At 74.6% G+C, this 17497-nt stretch carries 12 protein-coding genes; 9 read left to right on the top strand and 3 right to left on the bottom strand.

What is annotated here, in order from left to right:
• The first annotated feature begins 243 nt into the window (after window positions 1–243).
• The 5 genes from JD79_RS04655 to JD79_RS04635 all read left to right on the top strand — a co-directional run bounded on the left by JD79_RS04655 (window position 244) and on the right by JD79_RS04635 (window position 6552).
• Window positions 244–2265 (top strand): hypothetical protein, encoded by a 2022-nt coding sequence (locus JD79_RS04655; RefSeq protein WP_146220386.1) that lies wholly within the window; start codon window positions 244–246, stop codon window positions 2263–2265.
• Window positions 2249–3151 carry a beta-1,6-N-acetylglucosaminyltransferase gene (locus JD79_RS23430; protein WP_110004570.1) on the top strand — a complete coding sequence of 301 codons (903 nt, stop codon included), beginning with the start codon at window positions 2249–2251 and terminating at the stop codon, window positions 3149–3151. The genes JD79_RS04655 and JD79_RS23430 overlap by 17 nt, the downstream gene beginning before the upstream one ends.
• Window positions 3148–4332: a glycosyltransferase family 2 protein gene (locus JD79_RS04645; RefSeq protein WP_245899698.1), complete on the top strand. Its 1185-nt coding sequence runs from the start codon at window positions 3148–3150 to the stop codon at window positions 4330–4332. Before JD79_RS23430 ends, JD79_RS04645 begins: the two co-directional genes overlap by 4 nt.
• A gap of 198 nt (window positions 4333–4530) precedes the next feature.
• On the top strand, window positions 4531–5667 hold the full coding sequence (locus tag JD79_RS04640) for a GNAT family N-acetyltransferase (RefSeq protein ID WP_110004568.1): 1137 nt from the start codon (window positions 4531–4533) through the stop codon (window positions 5665–5667).
• Between the two features lie 120 nt (window positions 5668–5787).
• Window positions 5788–6552 (top strand): hypothetical protein, encoded by a 765-nt coding sequence (locus JD79_RS04635; RefSeq protein WP_110004567.1) that lies wholly within the window; start codon window positions 5788–5790, stop codon window positions 6550–6552.
• Window positions 6553–6564: 12 nt separating this feature from the next.
• Here JD79_RS04635 and JD79_RS04630 read toward each other — a convergent pair whose 3' ends face one another.
• The gene (locus tag JD79_RS04630; protein ID WP_110004566.1) at window positions 6565–7428 is read right to left on the bottom strand and encodes a glycosyltransferase family 2 protein; all 864 of its coding nucleotides are present in this window, start codon (window positions 7426–7428) and stop codon (window positions 6565–6567) included.
• A gap of 437 nt (window positions 7429–7865) precedes the next feature.
• Here JD79_RS04630 and JD79_RS04625 point away from each other — a divergent pair, with 437 nt between their 5' ends.
• Complete coding sequence (locus JD79_RS04625) at window positions 7866–9401, top strand: lipopolysaccharide biosynthesis protein (protein ID WP_110004565.1); 1536 nt, start codon at window positions 7866–7868, stop codon at window positions 9399–9401.
• Window position 9402: 1 nt separating this feature from the next.
• On the opposite strand, the gene JD79_RS04620 is transcribed toward JD79_RS04625, so the two are convergent.
• Window positions 9403–10533 (bottom strand): glycosyltransferase family 4 protein, encoded by a 1131-nt coding sequence (locus JD79_RS04620; protein WP_110004564.1) that lies wholly within the window; start codon window positions 10531–10533, stop codon window positions 9403–9405.
• A gap of 189 nt (window positions 10534–10722) precedes the next feature.
• On the opposite strand from JD79_RS04620, the gene JD79_RS04615 reads away from it, so the two are divergent.
• Together JD79_RS04615 and JD79_RS04610 are read left to right on the top strand one after the other, a co-directional pair.
• A complete protein-coding gene (locus JD79_RS04615) occupies window positions 10723–12018 on the top strand; it encodes a glycosyltransferase (protein WP_170149109.1) in 1296 nt (431 codons plus the stop codon).
• Between the two features lie 198 nt (window positions 12019–12216).
• Window positions 12217–14838, top strand: a complete 2622-nt coding sequence (locus JD79_RS04610; RefSeq protein WP_110004562.1) for an alpha/beta fold hydrolase — start codon at window positions 12217–12219, stop codon at window positions 14836–14838.
• Window positions 14839–14906: 68 nt separating this feature from the next.
• On the opposite strand, the gene JD79_RS04605 is transcribed toward JD79_RS04610, so the two are convergent.
• Window positions 14907–15722, bottom strand: a complete 816-nt coding sequence (locus JD79_RS04605; RefSeq protein ID WP_170149108.1) for an alpha/beta hydrolase family protein — start codon at window positions 15720–15722, stop codon at window positions 14907–14909.
• Between the two features lie 347 nt (window positions 15723–16069).
• Here JD79_RS04605 and JD79_RS04600 point away from each other — a divergent pair, with 347 nt between their 5' ends.
• Complete coding sequence (locus JD79_RS04600) at window positions 16070–17116, top strand: alpha-hydroxy acid oxidase (RefSeq protein ID WP_245899694.1); 1047 nt, start codon at window positions 16070–16072, stop codon at window positions 17114–17116.
• The last annotated feature ends 381 nt before the right edge of the window (window positions 17117–17497 follow it).

The following is a 17497-nucleotide window of genomic DNA, read 5'->3' as shown; positions in this document are numbered from 1 at the left end:
TCCGTTGAGGACGGCACGGGACCGCGTCTCCCACGGGGGGAGCGGAGCACAGCACCAGGACGGGGGAATCCGGATGTCCGAGCGTCTCGTGACGCCGAGCCGGTGACGACGAGCGTCGTCGACGAGGGCCGCCACAGCGGCCCGGACGAGCCCGCACCGCGTGTCGTCGCTCGGCCCGGACGACTGGCCCGGTGGCGCCGGCTGGAGCCGCTGCCGGCCGCCATACGGCCGGCCGGCCCACACGTGCGCCTCCTCCTCCCGGCGGCCGCGCTGGCCGCCCTGGTCCTCGTCGGGGTCGCCGCCGCTCTGGGGGCGGACGACCTGCTGGCCGCCGGTGTCGTCGCCGTCTGCGTCGCCGGGATGGGCGTCGCGCCCGCGTTGCACCTGCGCACGGCCGGTACGGCGACGCTGCTGCTCGCCTCGGGGGCGATCAGTTGCTCCGTCACGGTGCTGGTCGGCCTCGGTATGGCCTGGACCGGCGCCTGGCACCCGGCCGCCGCCTTCGTCGTCGCCGGTGGCATCAGCGCCGCCTGGCTGCTGGCCCACCTGATGCGGGCGCTGCGTCTGCGGAGCGCCGCCGTCGCCGGTGCGCGCCAGGCGCTGCAGGAGGTCCACCGGCCGGCCTGGGTGCTCGCGTTCGTAGGGCTGGCACTGACCACCACCGGCGCCGTCCACCACGCCGGTGAGGAGCCGACGCCCGGGGGCCTGCTCGGTGTGCTCGGCCCGATCTGGTTCATCGGCGTCGTGCTCACCCTCGCCGCCGCGCTGGTCGCCACCTGGGCGCGGCGCAGCCCCGCCCTTGCCGTGCTGCTGCTCGTCCTGCCGGTGGTCACCGCGCAGGCCATCGTCTACCAGGCGCCGGCGGTCATGGTCGCCGCCCGGCACGTCGGGGTCCTGGAGTACGTCCTCGCGAACGGTTCGCTGGAGCCCTCCGCGGACATCTACCAGGCCTGGTCCGGGATGTTCGCCGGCTCGGCGTGGCTGACCGCGGTCGGGCGCATCGGCGACCCGTTGGTCACGGTGGCCGCCTTCGCACCGATCATGCTCCAGGCCGGAGCCGTCCTCGCCGTGCGCGTCCTCGCCGGGCACCTCGGACTGTCCCGGGCGCGTGCGTGGTGGGCAGGGGCGGTCTTCGGCCTGGGCAGCACGCTCAGCGCCGTCTTCTTCGCCCCCCAGTCCCTGGCGTTCCTCCTCGCGATGACCGTCGTGGCGTTCAGCGTGCGTGCCGCGACCGCGTCCGGTCGGGCGCGGGCCGGGCTAGGGCTGCTCGTCGCCGTCGTCTCCTGCGCCATTGCCGTCACCCACCAGATCTCGCCGTACCTCACGGTCGCCGCTCTCGTGGCGCTGTTCGCGTTCCGGGTGGTCCGCTCCTGGTGGCTGCCGGTCGTGGTACTGGTCCCGGCGCTGGCCTGGGCGGCGGTCAACTTCGAGCAGGTCAGCAGCTACTTCTCGCCGTCGGCGGTCGGCAACGTCGTGGCGAACGTGCGCCCCCCGTCGCTGTCGTACAACGACTTCTCCGAGTCCCTCACCGCCCGGCTGACCTACGGCCTCCCGGCCCTGCTGCTCGTCTTGATCGGATTGCTGGCCGTCGTCTCCTGGTGGCGCCGGCGCGACCGGCGGTCGTGGGCGCTGCTCGTCACAGCGGCCAGCCCCGGGTTGCTCGCCTTCGGTTCCGACTACGGCCAGGAGGTGGTCTTCCGGGTCGCGCTGTTCGCGCTGCCCTGGCTGGCGATCGCCGTCGCCCTGTTGCGACTGCCCCGCCGCTCCGCGCCCGTCGGCCTCGCCCTCGGCGCCGTCGTCCTCGTCGCGGTGCACACCTACGGCATGACCGGGATGGACTACGCCCGCGTGATGCGCGCCGACGAGGCCGCGCAGCTGGCGCAGCTCGAGCGCAGCGCGCCCGACGGGGCCGTGCTGTTCTCCCTCGGCACGGGAGCGGCCACCCCGTACCGGCTCACCGAGGACTACTTCCGCATCCAGTTCGGCGTCCTGACCTATCACGGGCCGACGGCGGAGCTCCCGGCTGCGCCGGAGGACCAGGCCGAGGCCGACGCCGTGGTGGGCCAGCTGGCCGACGTGCTGCAGGACACCATCGACGGGCCGGTCTACGTCGACGTCTCCACGGCGGAGTCCGGGTACACCGACCTGTACGGCATCCAGCGCGCTGCTGACTTCGACCGCTACGCCCGGGCCTTCGCCGGCAGCGACGGCTGGCGCGCCTTCTCCACCGGACCTACGGCGACGATCTATGAGCTCGTCCGCTGACGCCCCCCGGGGCCTCGCCTGCGTCGTGCTCGCCCACGCCGACCCGCCGCAGTTGCGGCGGCTGGTCGACGCGCTCGACCCGTTCCCGGTGTTCTTGCACGTCGACTCGCGCACGTCTCCCGCTGCGTTCGACGCGATGACCACGGGCCTGCCCGACCGGGTCACCCTGCTGCCGCGCAGGCCCACACCGTGGGCCCGCTGGGGTGCGGTCTCCGCTGAGCTCGACGGCTACCGGGCCGCCCTGGCCGCGACCGACGCCTCGCACGTCGCCCTGCTCACCGGGTCGGACTACCCGCTGCGGTCCACGGCCGGGATCAGCGACGTGCTGAGCGGGTTGGCCGGCCGGTCGATCGTCTGGTCCCGCCGGCTGCCGATCCCGGAGTGGGGCCACGGGGGTGGCTCCTGGCGGGTGCGTTTCCGCTTCTCCGCCTGGCGCAAGCACCTGCTGTGGCTGCCCGTACCGCGGCGGCTGCCGCACGGCGTCGTCCTCGCCGGTGGCTCACCGCTGAAGGTGCTGGCCCGGGAGCACGCCGCCGCGCTGCTCGCCGCGGTCGACGCCCGGCCCGACCTCGTCCGCCGATGGCGCTCCACCTGGGCGCCCGACGAGACCTTCGTGCACTCGCTGCTGCACACCCCCTCCATGGTGCCCGGGTACGAGGAGCGGTCGCTGCGCGGTCCGGCCTGGGTGATCAGATGGGACGGGTCCCCGCGCAAGAGCCCACCGTGGCTGACCAGCGCGGACCTGCCGGTGCTGCGCAGGGAGCGCGACGAGCCGGAGGACGGCGTCCCGAAGCTGTTCGCCCGCAAGTTCTCCAGCGATGTCGACCCCGACGTCCTCGACCACATCGACCGAGCTTTCCGTCAACCCGCCGGGGAGCCCGCGTGACCGCCCTGTGGTGCGCCGCGCTCGAGTTGGCCGGTGAGCCGGCGCTGGACGCGCCACTGCCCTTCGCCGGCCAGCCCCGCGCCCGTGTGCTCGTCAGGCTGCACGGGGAGCCGCTCGGCTACCTGACCGCCCCCGTCCCTGCTGGCGGTCCGGACGTGCCCGCGCTGGCGGCCGAGGCCGCCGACCGCTTCGCCACGGAGATCGCCGCCCACCTCGCCGCCGAGGGCATCGTGGCGCCGGCCACCGAGCCGGGGCCGGGCTGCCCCACGAGGCCGGTCGCCGGCGACGAACTGGTCAGCGTGGTCGTCTGCACCCGCGACCGCCCGGAGATCCTCGCCGCCTGCCTGGACCGCCTCGCCGGCCTGCGCTACCCGCACGTCGAGGTCGTCGTCGTCGACAACGCGCCCTCCGACGAGCGCACGCGGGCCCTGGTCGAGGGGCGGGCCGCGCAGGATGCACGGTTCCGCTACGTGTGCGAGCCACGACCGGGACTGTCGCGGGCCCGCAACCGCGGCCTGACCGAGGCCCGGGGCCGGTGGCTGGCCTACACCGACGACGACGTCGCGGTCGACCCCGGCTGGGTCGACGGGCTGCTGCGCGGGTCCCGCCGGGCCGACGACATCGGGTGCGTCACTGGGCTGGTGGCCACCGCCGGGATCAGCGGCGCCGCCGAGGAGTACTTCGACGCCCGGGCAGCGGCATGGTCCACCCGCACCGCGCCTGCTGTGCTCACACCGGACGGCGACGGCTCCGATCCGCTCCACCCGTACCGGCCCAGCCTGTTCGGCACCGGCGCCAACCTGGCCTTCGACCGCGCCCTGCTGCAGCGGCTAAGCGGCTTCGACGAGGCACTCGGCGCGGGCACCCGCACCCGCGGGGGCGAGGACATCGACGCCTTCGTCCGCGTGCTGCGCGCCGGCAGCAGCATCGCCTACGAGCCCTCCGCGCTCGTCTGGCACCACCACCGGGCGGACCTCGCCGGGCTGCGCCGCCAGATGTACGGCTACGGCTCCGGGCTCACCGCCTTCGCCACCAAGTGCCTGCTCGACCCGGGCACACGGAGGGACGTGCTGCGCCGCGTCCCTGCCGGGCTGCGCCGGCTGGGGGGCCTGCGCGCCGACACGAGTGCGCGACTGGAGGTGGGGCGCGCCGAAGCCGCCCCCGTCCCCGCGGCGCGATGAGCCGCGAAGCGATGGGCCTGCTGGCCGGGCCGCTGCTGTACCTGCGCGCCCGCCGCGAGGTGGGTCGCCCGTGACGGACCAGCCCATGTCCGACCGCCTGTGCCATGATCACGGTTCGGTGTGCCGGTACGAGGCCGGCAGGACACCGCGCCCGTGCGGAGTACGGCGCCGAGGAGGACCGAACGGGGACCGGAGACGATGGACCTGACGGTGGCTGTGCACCGCGACCTCTCGTCGGTCGCCGCGCTGGCGGGGGAGTGGCAGGCCCTCCACGACGCCTCGGGGGACGTCAACCCGTTCAGCGGGCCCGACTGGGCGCTGCCGTGGCTGGAGCGGTTCGGCGTCGAGGCCCCGTACACGCCCCTCGTGCTGGAGGTGCGGGAGGGCGAGCGCCTGGTGGGCGTGTCTCCGCTGTGCCGGCAGGCCGTGCTGGGCGGACGGGCGCACGTCGTCCAGCCCGTCGGCACCGGTGCACCCTGGATCGGCCCCTACGAGCTGAGTGCGTTGCTGGTCGACCCCCGGGTCGGCCGGGAGGCCGCCCGTGTGGTCGTCGGCGCGGTGTGCGGGCTCTCCGCGGAGTGGGACTGGGCCGACCTCGCCCTCGGTACCGCGGTCCCGTGGCTGGTCCCGGAGTGGCTGCCGGACTTCTCGTTCACCGTCTCCGTGCGTCGCGTGCTCGCCAACGCCGTCCTCGACCTGAGCGCCGAGCGCAACGTGTACGCGGGGCGGCGCAACCTCAAGGAGTCCTTCCGGCGCGCCCGCAACCGGCTGACCCGGGACTTCGGCGCCGACGGCTGGCGGGTCCGGCGGGTCACCGACCAGAGTGAGGTCGGCGGGGCGTTCTCCCGGCTCGTGGCGCTCCACGGCGACCGCGCCACGCTGGGGGATGGCAAGCCGGTGCACGCCGACGTGTTCGCCGACGGCCGTGTCCGCGACTACCTCGGCGACGTCGTCGGCCGGATGGCCGCGCGCGATGCCGTCAGCCTCTACGAGCTGCTCATCGACGAGGAGGTCGTCGCCACCCAGCTCGTCCTGCACACGGCCACGGCCAGCTACAGCTCGGTGTCAGGGCTCACCGACCGGGCCTGGGACTACTCGGCGGTCACCTACCTCCAGTCGCAGGCGGTGGCCGACGCCCAGAAGGCTGGACACCGGGAGTTCAACCTCTCGCTCGGTCCCAACCAGGCCAAGCTCCGCTGGACCGACGAGGTGCGCACCATGCCGCGGTTCTCGCTCGTCGCCCCCACCCGCCGGTCGCAGATGCTGTACCTGGCGGCCGAGACCCGCGGCGTCGTCGCCGCCTACCGCGAGGCCCGCAAGGCACACCGGCACTGAGAGGCCTGCTCCACCGTGCGCCAGGAGGCCTGACGGAGCAGCGCCCGGCCCTACGATCGCCGCGGCGTCCAGGTGTCGAACGGCACCCCTGCCCGACGCCAGGACGGCGGACGATCGACTATGACCGACACCGCGGCGAACCCGCGCACCCCTCCGGTGCCCCCACGCGGGACGCCCGGCCTCCTGGAGCGGGTCGGTGCCCGGCTGCCCGTCTCGTTCTCCGAGCGGCGCCGTTACCACTGGTTCTGGGTGCCCGCCACCGCCGAGCGGCGCAGCAAGCCGCTGCCTGAGGGGTTCGAGCTGGTCCTGGCCGGCGAGCAGGACCTCCCGCTGCTGCGCCAGACGGGGGCGGACTTCCCCCGGGCCCGTGCCTTCCTGGCCGCCGGGCACCACCTGTGGCTGGTCCGCCGCGGTGACGACGTCGCGTTCTCCGCGTGGGTCTTCCGGGGCTCGGCACCGACCGACATGACCTCGACCGGCTGGATGCCCCTGCCCGACGGAGTGGTCAACCAGGAGGACTCCGTCACGCACCCGGACCACCGGGGCCGGGGACTGCTGGCCAGCGCCTCCGACGGCATCCGCGACCACTACGTGCGCACCGGACTCGCCGACACGCTGATCACCGTCATCCGGGACGGCAACGACGCGAGCATCCGCGGGGCGGGGAAGGCCGGTTACGCGCCCTTCGCTGTCGTCGACACGGTGAAGACGGGACTCATCCGCCGGACCAACTGGCGTGACCGCGCCGCCGACCTGCCCGGTGTGGTGCGTATCCGGCTGGTCTTCGAGCGGCCGCCGGTCAACGGCGCGCTCCCGCCGGAGGCGGAGGAACTCGGCACCTGGCTGGAGGCGGCCGTCAGGTCTCCCGTCCGCGGCCCCCGCTGAGGCGCGGGTCGGTCAGGCCGAGCGGATCTGCTCGCCGTCCCCTGCGGCCCCGGCGAAGGCCACTGCGGACGGTGCCGGCTGGACGACCCCGGGCCGGCGGACCGGTCGGCGGCGGCCGACGCGGTTGACCCGTTCCACCGCCAGGGCGCGCAGCACGCGGATGCCGTCGCGCCAGGTGTTGAGGTTGCTCTGCCCGAACTGCCGCTCGGCCTCGAAGCTGGGGACCTCGACGATGCGCAGGCGGGCCTTGGCCACCCGGGTGTTGATGATCGTCTCGATCTCGAACCCGTCACCCCACAGCCGGTCCGTCCGGCCCCGGTCGCTCGCGTCGAGCTCGAGCACGTCGAGGCAGTGGGTCCAGAAGGCGTTGTAGCCGTAGCACAGGTCGGTGTACCGGGTGCCGAACAGCAGGTTGGCGATCCGGTTGAGCCAGCCGTTGCCCCAGGCGCGCACTCGGGTGATGTCGGCGCTGCCGCCGCCGTTGGCGAAGCGGGTGCCCTTGGCGAAGTCGGCTCCGGCGGTCAGCGCGTCGACGAACCGGGGGATCTCCTGCGGGTCGGCCGAGCCGTCGGCGTCGAGCATCACGAGCACGTCGCCGGTCGCAGCGGCGAAACCACAGGCCATGGCATTGCCCTTGCCGCGGCGGTTCTGCAGGACGATCCGCACGTCCGGCCGGAGCGCCTGGGCGACCTCCACGGTGCCGTCCACACTGTGCCCGTCGACCACGATGACCTCGTGGACGTCCTCGGGGATGGCCGCGAAGACGTAGGGCAGGTTCTTGGCCTCGTTGTAGGTGGGGATCACCACGCTGACCCGCGGCGCGCGACGCGGAAGCGGAAGGACCGTGGCAGGACGGACGCGCTCGTGCTGGTGCATACCGGTGGTCTCCTCGATCGAAGACGGGTCCGGTTTCGCCTCTGCTCACCGCCGGACCATGGCGACCAGGGATGTCCGGCGGGTCAACGCTCACCCGTGTTCTGCTGTCGTCGGTTGGAAGCGCCTTTGCCCCCGTGCGCTCCCCGACCAGGAGCCGGTTCGCAGTCCAGGCGGTGACTCTCCGTGCCGGGACCGGTCCATGTCTACCCCATCCAGGATGTCCTGTACAGCGAGAGCAGCGAGGACCTAGCGGCGGTCGCCGGTCGGGTGCCGCCGAGGTCACTGGGCGTCATTTCGAGAGGAGGCGTTCGTGCGGCCCTGGCCCACCGATCCCCAGGGCTCCCCGGGGCGAGCGGGCACGCCGTACCGTCGTCAGGCGCCCGGGTACCGGGCCCGCACGATAGCGACGCGCAGACCGGCAGCAGGGAAGGGTGGCAGTGAGTTCGGACAGGCCCAGCACGACGCCGGACGACGCCGCGCACCCCGTCCCCGACGAACTCTCCGTCGCCTCGAGCGTCGCCGGACTGGCGCCCCCCACCGCGCCATCGGTCGAGGACGTCGCCTCGACGCTGTTCGGACGGGGGATGCTCTACGTCGCGGTGCTCGCCGCGCAGATGGTCAGCTCCGTCCTCGTCTCGCCCATCCTCGCCCACCTGCTGCCCCCGAGAGAGTTCGGCGAGCTGGCATCGGCGATCGCGGTCCACCAGGTGCTCGTCGTCCTGGCGGTGGCCGGGATCGACCAGGCGCTGGTGCAGATCCGCGCCACCTCCGACGACGACCGTCCCGCCCGCGCGCTGGTCCTGCTCGCGCTCGTACTGGCCTGCGCGCTCACAGCGGTGGCGGCGCTCACCGTGCCGTGGTGGGGGCACGAGCTCGGCTTCGCGCCGTCGAGCCCCATACTCGTCACGGTCATCGGCTGGACCGTGCCCGCGTCAGCCACCCTGGTCGTCTCGGCGCTGCTGCTCAGCCAGGACCGGCTGGGTGCGTTCAGCCTCCTGAACATCCTGTCGGCCGTCGGGGGGCAGTTCAGCGGCCTGGTCATCCTCATCGGCGGCGGCTACCGGACGGCGAACGCCTACGCGCTCGGTGGCCTCGGCAGCCTGGCGCTGGTGCTGGTGCTCGGCCTGGTGCTGGTCCGACCACGCTGGAGCCGGCGCATCGGACCGGACGTGGCGCGTCGCGCGCTGGCCCTCGGCATCCCACTCATGGTGTCCGGGCTGGCGATCTACGTCCTCAACGCTGGTGACCGCCTCGTCGTGCAGCGTCTGCTGGGCCCTGAGGAGGCCGGCCGCTACCAGATCGCCTACACCGTGGGCAACGTCGCGGTCCTGCTGCTGTCCATGGTCAGCGCCGCGTGGGCTCCGCGGATCGCCGCCATCGCCGACGAGGACCGCCGGTGGGCGCTCATCGGGCACTCCCGGGACGGACTGATCGCCCTGATGGCGCCGGCCATCACCGGCATCACGCTCGCCGCCCCACTCGTGCTCACCCTCGTCGCACCGGAGAGCTACCGACCGGGCGCGCTGCTGCCCGTGGTGTTCCTCGTCGCGCTCGCGGGGTTCCCGGTGCTCGCCGGCAGCGGTACCGGACGGGCGCTGGTGACGCTCGAGCGCACCGGCCCTCTCGCCTGGAGCGCCGTCATCGCCGCTGTCGTGAACGTCGGGCTCAACATCCTGCTGGTGCCGCACCTGGACCTCAGCGGTGCGGCTCTCGCCACGCTGGTCGCGTTCACCATCCAGGCCGTGCTGCACCGCGCCTGGCTCCCGGCCGGCATCGTCTGGCCCCGCACACCGCTTGCCGTGCTGCTCCCGCCGACACTGGCTGTGGCGGTCTGCGCCGCCACGCTCCTGCTGCCGCAGTCGACGGAGTGGGACCTCGGCCGCTTCGCCCTCGCCGTCGTGTGCCTGCCGTGGTTCCTGCACCGGCTGCGCATCGCCCAGGGCAAGCCCGGGCTGCTCCGCCGTCCGACCTGACCTACCGCCGGGCCCCGGCCAGCACCGCCTCCAGGTGGGCCACCTGGGTGTCGAAGTCGAACGCGGCGCGAGCGTGCGCCCGTGCGGCCGCGCCGAGGCCCGGCTCGTCGCGGCGCCACGACAGCAGCGCCTTCATGCCCGCGGCCAGCGCCGCGGCGTCCCCCGGGGGGACGAGGTGCTGCTGAAGGGAGCCGGTGAGGATCTCCGGCAACGCGCCGATGCGAGAAGCCAGCACGGGCCGTCCGGTGATCAACGCCTCCAGGGCCACCCGGCCGAAGGCCTCCTCCAGCAGGGTCGGGAACAGCACCACCTCTGCGGCGTGCAGCGCCGGGACGACGTCACCAAGGCCCGGGGCGAGGGTGCCCGTCCCGCACCGCACGAGCTCGTCGATGCGGCTGCGCAGCCGCGGGTCGGTGTATGGCGGGACGTTGCCCAACAGGAGCAGGTGCGCCTCGTGGTGGGCCGGAGCGAGCTGGTGCCACGCGTCCAGCGCGACCTCGATGCCCTTCTCCGGCTCCAGCCGGCCGTAGAAGAGCACCACCGGGACGTCGGGTGGCAGGCCGAGGGCCACCCGGGCGCGGTCACGTGCGGCGAGGTCACCGGCCGGGTAGGACTCTGGCGGCAGGGCGTTGTAGACGACGTCGACGAGCCCGGGGTCCACACCCGCCTCGACCCACCGCTCGCGCATGAACTCCGACACGGCCACGAACCGCCGCACACCGCGGGTGAGGACCGGCAACGCCCGCCGGTAGTTCGGCACCTGGTGCAGGTGCAGCACCAGCGGGGTGCCCGACCAGCGCCCCACCGTCTGCCCCCACACCACGTGCTCCAGGCGGTGCAGCCACAGCACGTCGGGGTGCAGCCGCCGGGCGAGCCGGGCGGCCGGCAGGAACCGGGGGACCGCCGCCGGGGCGCCGCGCAGCGAGGTGGCCAGCGGGTAGGGGCCGTGCAGCACCGCACCGGCCGCCTCGAGGTCGGCGGTCATGTCCTCGACGTCGAGCAGCCCGAATGGCGGACCGTGGACGATGTGCACCTCGTGCCCGCGGGCGACCAGGGCCCGGGTGAGCTCCAAGGTGCACACCTCGATCCCCCCGACCCGCTCGAGGGTCAGCAGCTGGGTGAGGATCCTCATCGGAGGTCGGCTCCCGGGTGGGTCGGTGGAGTGCGTCGAGGGCAACGTACGTGTCCCGTGTTGCGGGGAGCTGTGAGCCCAGCGGGTCCGGGCCGTGGCCCACCCCTGGGGTGAGTCGGCGCGGCGCGGGCCGCCGGAAGGGGTGAGGAGGCGACGTCGTGGGCAGCGGTGCCCGGTTACGTTCTCCCGGTGAGCAGCGCGGAGACCTCCGGGTACGCCCCGATCCGCATCGTCGTCATCGACGCGGAGGCCCCCGGTGAGGGGCTGAGCGCCCGCCGGGACGATGGCGCGCGGTGGGGTGGGGCCTGGCTCGTGGTGTGCTCGGGCGGTGCGCCGGCGGGCATCGTGGAGGTGCCCTTCGACGGCCGGGACGAGGTACCGGCCGACGAGGTCCGCCGGCTGGCGTCGCGCCTGCTCGAGGGCCGGGAACCCCACTGGCCGGAGCCCGTCCCGGATGCGGAGCTCCCCAGCGCGACCGTGGTCGTGCCGACCAACCTCGCGCGCCCCGAGCAGCTGCGGGCGGGACTGGAGGCACTGGACCGGCTGGACTATCCGGACGCCGAGGTGGTCCTCGTCGACAACTCCCGGGGGACCCCCGCGGTGGGCGCCGCCGACGTCGTGGCCGGACTCTCGCGCGTGCGGGCGGTCCGGGAGGCGGTGCCCGGCATCTCCGCCGCACGCAACGCGGGCGTCCGGGCCGCTCGGGGGGAGGTGGTCGCCTTCACCGACGACGACGTCCGCGTGGACCCACGCTGGCTGCGTGCACTCGGTGAGCGGTTCGCCCGGCACCCCGACGAGGACGCCGTCACCGGGCTGATCCTGCCGGGCGAGCTGGAGACCCCCGCGCAGCTGTGGTTCGAGCGGCACTACGGCGGCTTCGGCGGAACGCGGGTGTTCGCCCCGATGACCTACCGTGGGACCAGTGGCGCGGGGATTGCGCGCCGGGCCGAGGTGCGCGTCCTCGACGCCGGGCAGCGCGAGCTGCGGCGGTTCGCCGTCTACGGCGCCGGTGCCGTCGGTGCCGGCGCGAACATGGCCTTCCGCCGGACGGCCCTGGCGCGGCTGGGCGACTTCGACGTCGCCCTGGGCACCGGGACGCCGTCAAAGGGCGGCGAGGACCTGGCGATGTTCATCCGGCTCCTGTGGCTCGGCGGTGCGATCGGCTACGAGCCCGCGGCAGTGGTCTTCCACACCCACCGCGCCGGTGAGGACGAGCTCCGCGCGCAGCTGCACGACTACGGGCTCGGCTTCACGGCCATGCTGACCTCACTCGTCCTGCGGGACCCGCGGCACGTGCTGGGTCTGGCGGCGAAGGTCCCGGCGGCGGTGCGCAGCCGATGGGCCACCACGTCCGAGCCGGCCGGTCCGCCGCCCCTCGGCCCGGTGCCGCCGGCCGACCTCGCCCGGCTGGAGCGCGCGGGCGGACGCCGCGGGCCCGGGGCCTACGTGCGCAGCCTGCGGGCCGCCCGGGGCCACCGGTCCTGACCGGCGGGTCGCCGGCGACGGTGGGTGGCCCGTCCGGTCCGCCGCCGTGTCGGGGGCGGGTGACAGTCCTCCGGCCCCGATCCCGCCGGGAGCGATCAGCTGTTAGCTTGCCGCCAGACAGGCGGTGCAGCGTTCCCCCGGTGCGCCGCTCGACACCGTCCGGCCAGGTCCGGACCATTAGACCCGCGGGGGTTCTCGGTGGACGACGAAGGACGCGAGCGGACGGCCACGGCGTTGACGCCGCTGGAGGTGCCCGGTCCGGCGAACGTCGTCGAGCGCCTGGCGGAGGTCGCCCGGTGCCTGCCGGACCGGGTGGCGCTGGACTCCTGGGACGGTGCTCTCACCTACGCCGAGCTGGATCGGCGCGTGCGGGCGACGGCCGGCGAGCTGGTGCGCGCCGTCGGTGATCCGGAGGACCGGACGCCGATCGCCCTGTACGCGGAGCAGAACACCACCAGCGTCGCCGCATTCCTCGCGGTGATCGCCGCCGGGCACCCCTGCGTCGTCCTGGACGTGCTGCTGCCCGAGGCCAGGGTGGCGCAGATCGCCGCACAGGCCGGTGTGCGGGTGCTCGTCGCCGACCGGGCCCACCGCCCGGCGTCGGTGGGCCTGCCGGGGATCGAGACGGTCCTCGCGCTCGAGGACCTCCCGGTGGCCACGGGGAAGCCCGGTCCGGACGACGCCACCCTCCCTGAGCTCGACCCGGACGACGCAGCGGTGCTGGTGTTCACTTCGGGCAGCACGGGCGTCCCCAAGGGCTTCGTCTACACACACCGGTCCGCCGTCACCAGTGCCGACGCCGGCATCCGGGCCATGGGGTTGACGGGGTCCGACCGGGTCGCGCTGGTGCTCCCCTACGCCTTCGCTGCCGCCGACATGATCTTGTTCCCCACCTTGCTGCAGGGGGCGACCCTGGTGGTCCTCGACCCACGGGTCCGTGGCCTGGACGAGCTGGTGGGCCTGCTGCGCGACGGGCGCATCACCGTGACGCTGTGCTCGCCGGCCCTGATGCGGGCGATCACCGCGGTCCTCCGGCCCGGCGAGCTCATCCCGGCGCTGCGGCGGTTCATGACCGGTGGGGAGAAGTCCTACGGCCGGGACGTCGCCGCGTTCCTGCCGCACCTGGGGCCGGAGGCCTGCTACGCCAACGGGGTGGGCGCGACCGAGGCGCTCGCCTTCGCCAGCTTCGAGATCCGTCCCTCGGACCGCGTCCCGGACGGGATCGTTCCGCTCGGCTGGCCCTATCCGCACCAGACCATCGAGGTCCTGGACGACGACGGCCGCCCCGTGCCGCCGGGCACCATCGGCCTGCTGGCCGTCACCTCCGCCCACCACAGCGGCTACTACTGGGGGGACCCGGAGCGGACGGCGGCGAGGTTCGAGGACCTCCCGGACGGCCGCCGGCGGTTCCAGACCGGCGACAAGGCCCGGCTCGACGAGGACGGTTGCCTGCACCTCCTCGGGCGGTCCGACGACTCGGTCAAGATCCGCGGCTACCTGGTCGAGCCGGGGGAGGTCGAGGCGGCGCTGCTGGCCCTACCCGAGGTCGTGGACGCCGTCGTCCGCGCCCGGGCCACCGAACGCGGGGCGGAGCGCCTCGTCGCCTGGGTCGTGCCGGACGCGTCGGGGACCATCCCCTCGCCCGCGGGGCTGCGGGCAGCGCTGAGCCGGGCGCTCCCGGACTGGATGGTGCCGCGGGACGTCGTCCTCATGGAGACGATGCCGCGCACGGAGCGCGGCAAGATCGACGTCACCCGGCTGCCACCCGTGCCGGAACGGGGGGAGCCGGTGACGCCGATCACCGGGACCGAGGCCGTGCTGGCCGGGATCTGGGCGCCGATCCTGCACCTGGACCGCGTCGGCCGGGACGAGAGCTTCACGGCGCTCGGCGGGGACTCGCTCGCCGTCGAGGAGATGCTCGCCGCCGTCGCCGCGCAGACCGGGCTGTCCCTGCGGACGGCTGACCTGGCAGAACACCCGACCCTCGCCGACTTCGCCGCTGCACTCGACCGTGCACGGACGAGCCCGGCGACTCCTGACCGTCACGGCACCCTCGTGAGGCTGCGCAGCACGGGCACCCGGACGCCGGTGTTCTGCTTCGCCGGTGCCGGCGCTGTGGGCGCCGTCTTCGAGCCGCTCGCCCGGGCCCTCGACGACCGGCCGGTGTACGCGTTCCAGATGCAGGGGCTGGAGAACCGCGGGGTGCCGGACTGGACCGTCGCGGCCGCCGCGCGCCGGTACGTGCGGGTGCTGGAGGAGGCCGTCCCGACGGGACCGGTCCTGCTCGTCGGGCACTCCCTCGGCGGCCTGTACGCGCTCAAGGTCGCGCAGCTGCTCAACCGGCGTGGCCGCCGCGTGCCCCTGCTGACGATCCTCGACACCTATCTCCCTCCCGCCGCCAAGCAGCCGGCCGACGGCGGACACGACGGGCTCCCCACACCCCTCGGCGTGCTGCAGGCCCGACGTCAGATGCAGGTGGGGCCGAGTCAGGCGGCCGGGAGCCGGCGCGAGCTGTGGCAGACCCGCGCCCGCCTGCTCGCCGCCGGGGTGCGGCCCTACGACCCGGGCACGCAGGGGCAGGTCTTCTTCGAGCTGGGTGCCCGGGTGGCGCGCTTCCACCGTCCCGAGCCGTGGCCGGGCCGTACGCTCCTGGTGGTCTCCGAGGAGAACGACGACGACCCCCGCTGGTGGCCGCGCCTGTTCCCGGGCGAGCTGACGGTCGAGCACGTGCGCACCGACCACTTCGGGCTGCTGCGCCCGCCGTTCGTGCAGCAGCTCGCCCGTGTCGTCGAGTCGGTGGCCGAGCGCGCCTCGGACTGACGCACCCTGGGTCGGTAGCCCGGCCGGGCAGCTCGCCGGTGTCCGGGTGAGGGGGCCGACGCCCGAGGTCAGCCGGAGAGCGCGTTCTGCCTCAGCTCGGCCACGCCGGGACGGCCGGCGTCGATCACGAACTCGGCCAGGGCGGCGCGGTCGCCGTCGAGGGTCCAGCGCAGGAAGTCGGTGGTGACGGCGCGGACCGCGGCGGCGTACGGGTCGGACGTCCGCGAGTAGGGGTCGGTGTGACTGCCGCCCGGGAGCTCGACGAAGGCCTTGCGGCCGGGCTGCGCCTCGTACAGGGCGCGGGCGTCGTCGATGCTCATGCCCTCGTCGTCGGTGCCGTGCACGTACAGCGTGGGGACGTCGACATCGGCGAAGTCGGTGGGGTAACCGCCGGTCCCCCCGGCGAGGACGACCTCGGCCGTGACGCGCTCGTCGAGGCAGCAGGAGAAGAGCAGTGCCGAGGTGGTGGCCGCGCCGGCGGAGTGGCCGGCCGCGGCGACGTGCCGGCGGTCGATCCGCCTCTCCAGGGGGTCTCCGTCGGTCGTGCCGAGCGCGAGCACCTCGGTCAGCACGAAGGAGACGTCGGCCGGTTGGTTCGCGATGTCCTCCTCGATGACCGCGGTCCCCGCGGACGTGAGCGGGAAGGTCGGAGCGGCGACCACGAACCCCGCAGCCGCCCAGGCCTCCAGCAGCTCCTCGTAGCCCTCGGGCGAGGCGTCCGTGCCGTGGCTGAAGACGACCAGCGGGAACGGGCCCTCGCCGGTCCTCGGGTACCAGAGGGTGGTCGGCAGGTCGCGACCGGGACGGGCATCGAGCCCGCGCTGCTCCGGCGTCGGATCGGTCGAGCGCGAGGGATCGCTCAGGTCCAGCACACGGGTGCTCACGGGGTAGGGAGGGGACGTCGCGGCGGTACCGGTGCAGCCGGTCACGGCCAGTGCGAAGACGACGAGCCCCGCGGTGAGATACGGCAGTGGTCGTGCAGTGCGCGGCATGGTCTCCCCGTGGCCTCTCCGTCGTCCGGTCCGGACGGTACGGCCTCCCTGCCCTGTCCGGGCGCCCATGGTCCCCGTGACCCCGTCCGCGTCCCCTGGCAACGAGGTCCGGCTGGGCGTCCCGGCCCCTGCTGGTGCTGGGGTCACCGACGTGCGCTCGGGCGTCGACCGGCGGCCGGGGCGTCGCTACGCTGTCCTGCCGCGCCGGGGAGCTCCGGCCCGGGACGAGGGGAGGCGGCGTGCTGACGGAGCTGGCCGACTCCCGCGAGCGGGCGCGCGCGGTGCTGCCGCCCGAGATCTGGGACTACTACGAGGCCGGCTCCGGCGACGAGGTGACCCTCGGCGAGGCGGAGGCGGCCTGGCGGGACTTCCGGCTGCGGCCGCGGGTGCTGCACGACGTGTCCCGCGTCGACCTGGCCACCCGGCTGCTCGGCACGCCGGCCGCCTCCCCGTTCGTCGTCGCGCCCATGGCGTTCCACGCGCTGGCCCACCCCGACGGCGAGTGCGCGACCGTGCGGGGCGCCGGAGACGCCGGGTGCCTGACCGTCGTCTCCACCCGCGCGTCGCGGACCCTGGAGGAGGTCGGCGCCGCCGCGACCGGCCCGTGGTGGTTCCAGGCCTACCTGATGCGCGACCGCGGGCTGACCGAGGCGCTCGTCGCACGGGCCGCGGCGGCCGGTGCGCGCGCGGTCGTGCTCACCGTCGACACCCCCTACGTCGGCCGCAAGGGACGGGTGGCCGGCGTCCGCATCGCCGTCCCCGACGACGAGTACCTGATCAACCTCGCGCAGCACCTGGTGCCCGGCGCGGTGGCCCGCGAGGCCGCCGAGCAGGACCCCTCGATGACGCCGGACACCATCGGCCGGCTGGCCGCGGTCTCCGGCCTGCCGGTCGTGGTCAAGGGCGTGCTCCGCGGCGACGAGGCCGCCCGCTGCGTCGAGGCCGGCGCGACCGGCGTCGTCGTCTCCACCCACGGCGGGCGGCAGTTGGACCGGGTGGTGCCCAGTGCGCACGCGCTGCCGGACGTGCTGGACGGCGTGGGCGGCCGCGTGCCGGTGCTGGTCGACGGCGGGATCCGCAGCGGCACCGACGCCCTCGTGGCGCTGGCGCTGGGAGCCGACGCCGTCCTCGTCGGCCGGCCGGTCCTCTGGGCGCTGGCCGCCGGGGGAGCGGCGGGGGTCACCGCCACACTGGAGGCGCTGGCCGCGCACCTGCGGCACGTACTGGCGCTCACCGGCGCGACCTCGCCGGCCGACCTCGACCCGGGCGCCGTCGTCGGTCGTTAGCCGGCAGTCGCTGACCGCGGTCGCGGGCGGCGGACCCTCGACGGCAGGAGCCGCCGAGTACCCCGCCCGGTGCACCGCGGGTCGGACAGCGGCTGTCCCCGCTCCCGTGCAGGTCGGCGATGCGTTGCAGCTCCGGCCGCAGCGGTCACCGATGGCGAGGTGCCCGAGCGGGACGCGCGGGGCACGCGCTGGAGGTGGTGCGCAGCCGCACCCGACGCCGACGGCCCGGGTAACGGGTGTGCGTGACCCGGTGGGGCGATCGCCGGGATGCCGGTCTGTTGCACTCGGCTACCTTCGATGTCCGGAGCTCCACCGGACCCTGGTGGCTCGGCCTGCCTGCACCCGGGGGCAGTGGGCCTGTCCGTCGAGGAAGGCGAGTTG

The organism is Geodermatophilus normandii (genome assembly GCF_003182485.1).
Classification (GTDB): domain Bacteria; phylum Actinomycetota; class Actinomycetes; order Mycobacteriales; family Geodermatophilaceae; genus Geodermatophilus; species Geodermatophilus normandii.
The sequence above is the reverse complement of the archived record's forward strand: the minus strand, read 5'-3'. Positions and strand labels throughout refer to the sequence as shown.

Coding starts and splice junctions, on each gene's coding strand:
- JD79_RS23430 (WP_110004570.1), top strand. CDS start 2,249: ATGAGCTCGTCCGCTGACGCCCCCCGGGGCCTCGCCTGCGTCGTGCTC.
- JD79_RS04640 (WP_110004568.1), top strand. CDS start 4,531: ATGGACCTGACGGTGGCTGTGCACCGCGACCTCTCGTCGGTCGCCGCG.
- JD79_RS04635 (WP_110004567.1), top strand. CDS start 5,788: ATGACCGACACCGCGGCGAACCCGCGCACCCCTCCGGTGCCCCCACGC.
- JD79_RS04630 (WP_110004566.1), bottom strand. CDS start 7,428: ATGCACCAGCACGAGCGCGTCCGTCCTGCCACGGTCCTTCCGCTTCCG.
- JD79_RS04620 (WP_110004564.1), bottom strand. CDS start 10,533: ATGAGGATCCTCACCCAGCTGCTGACCCTCGAGCGGGTCGGGGGGATC.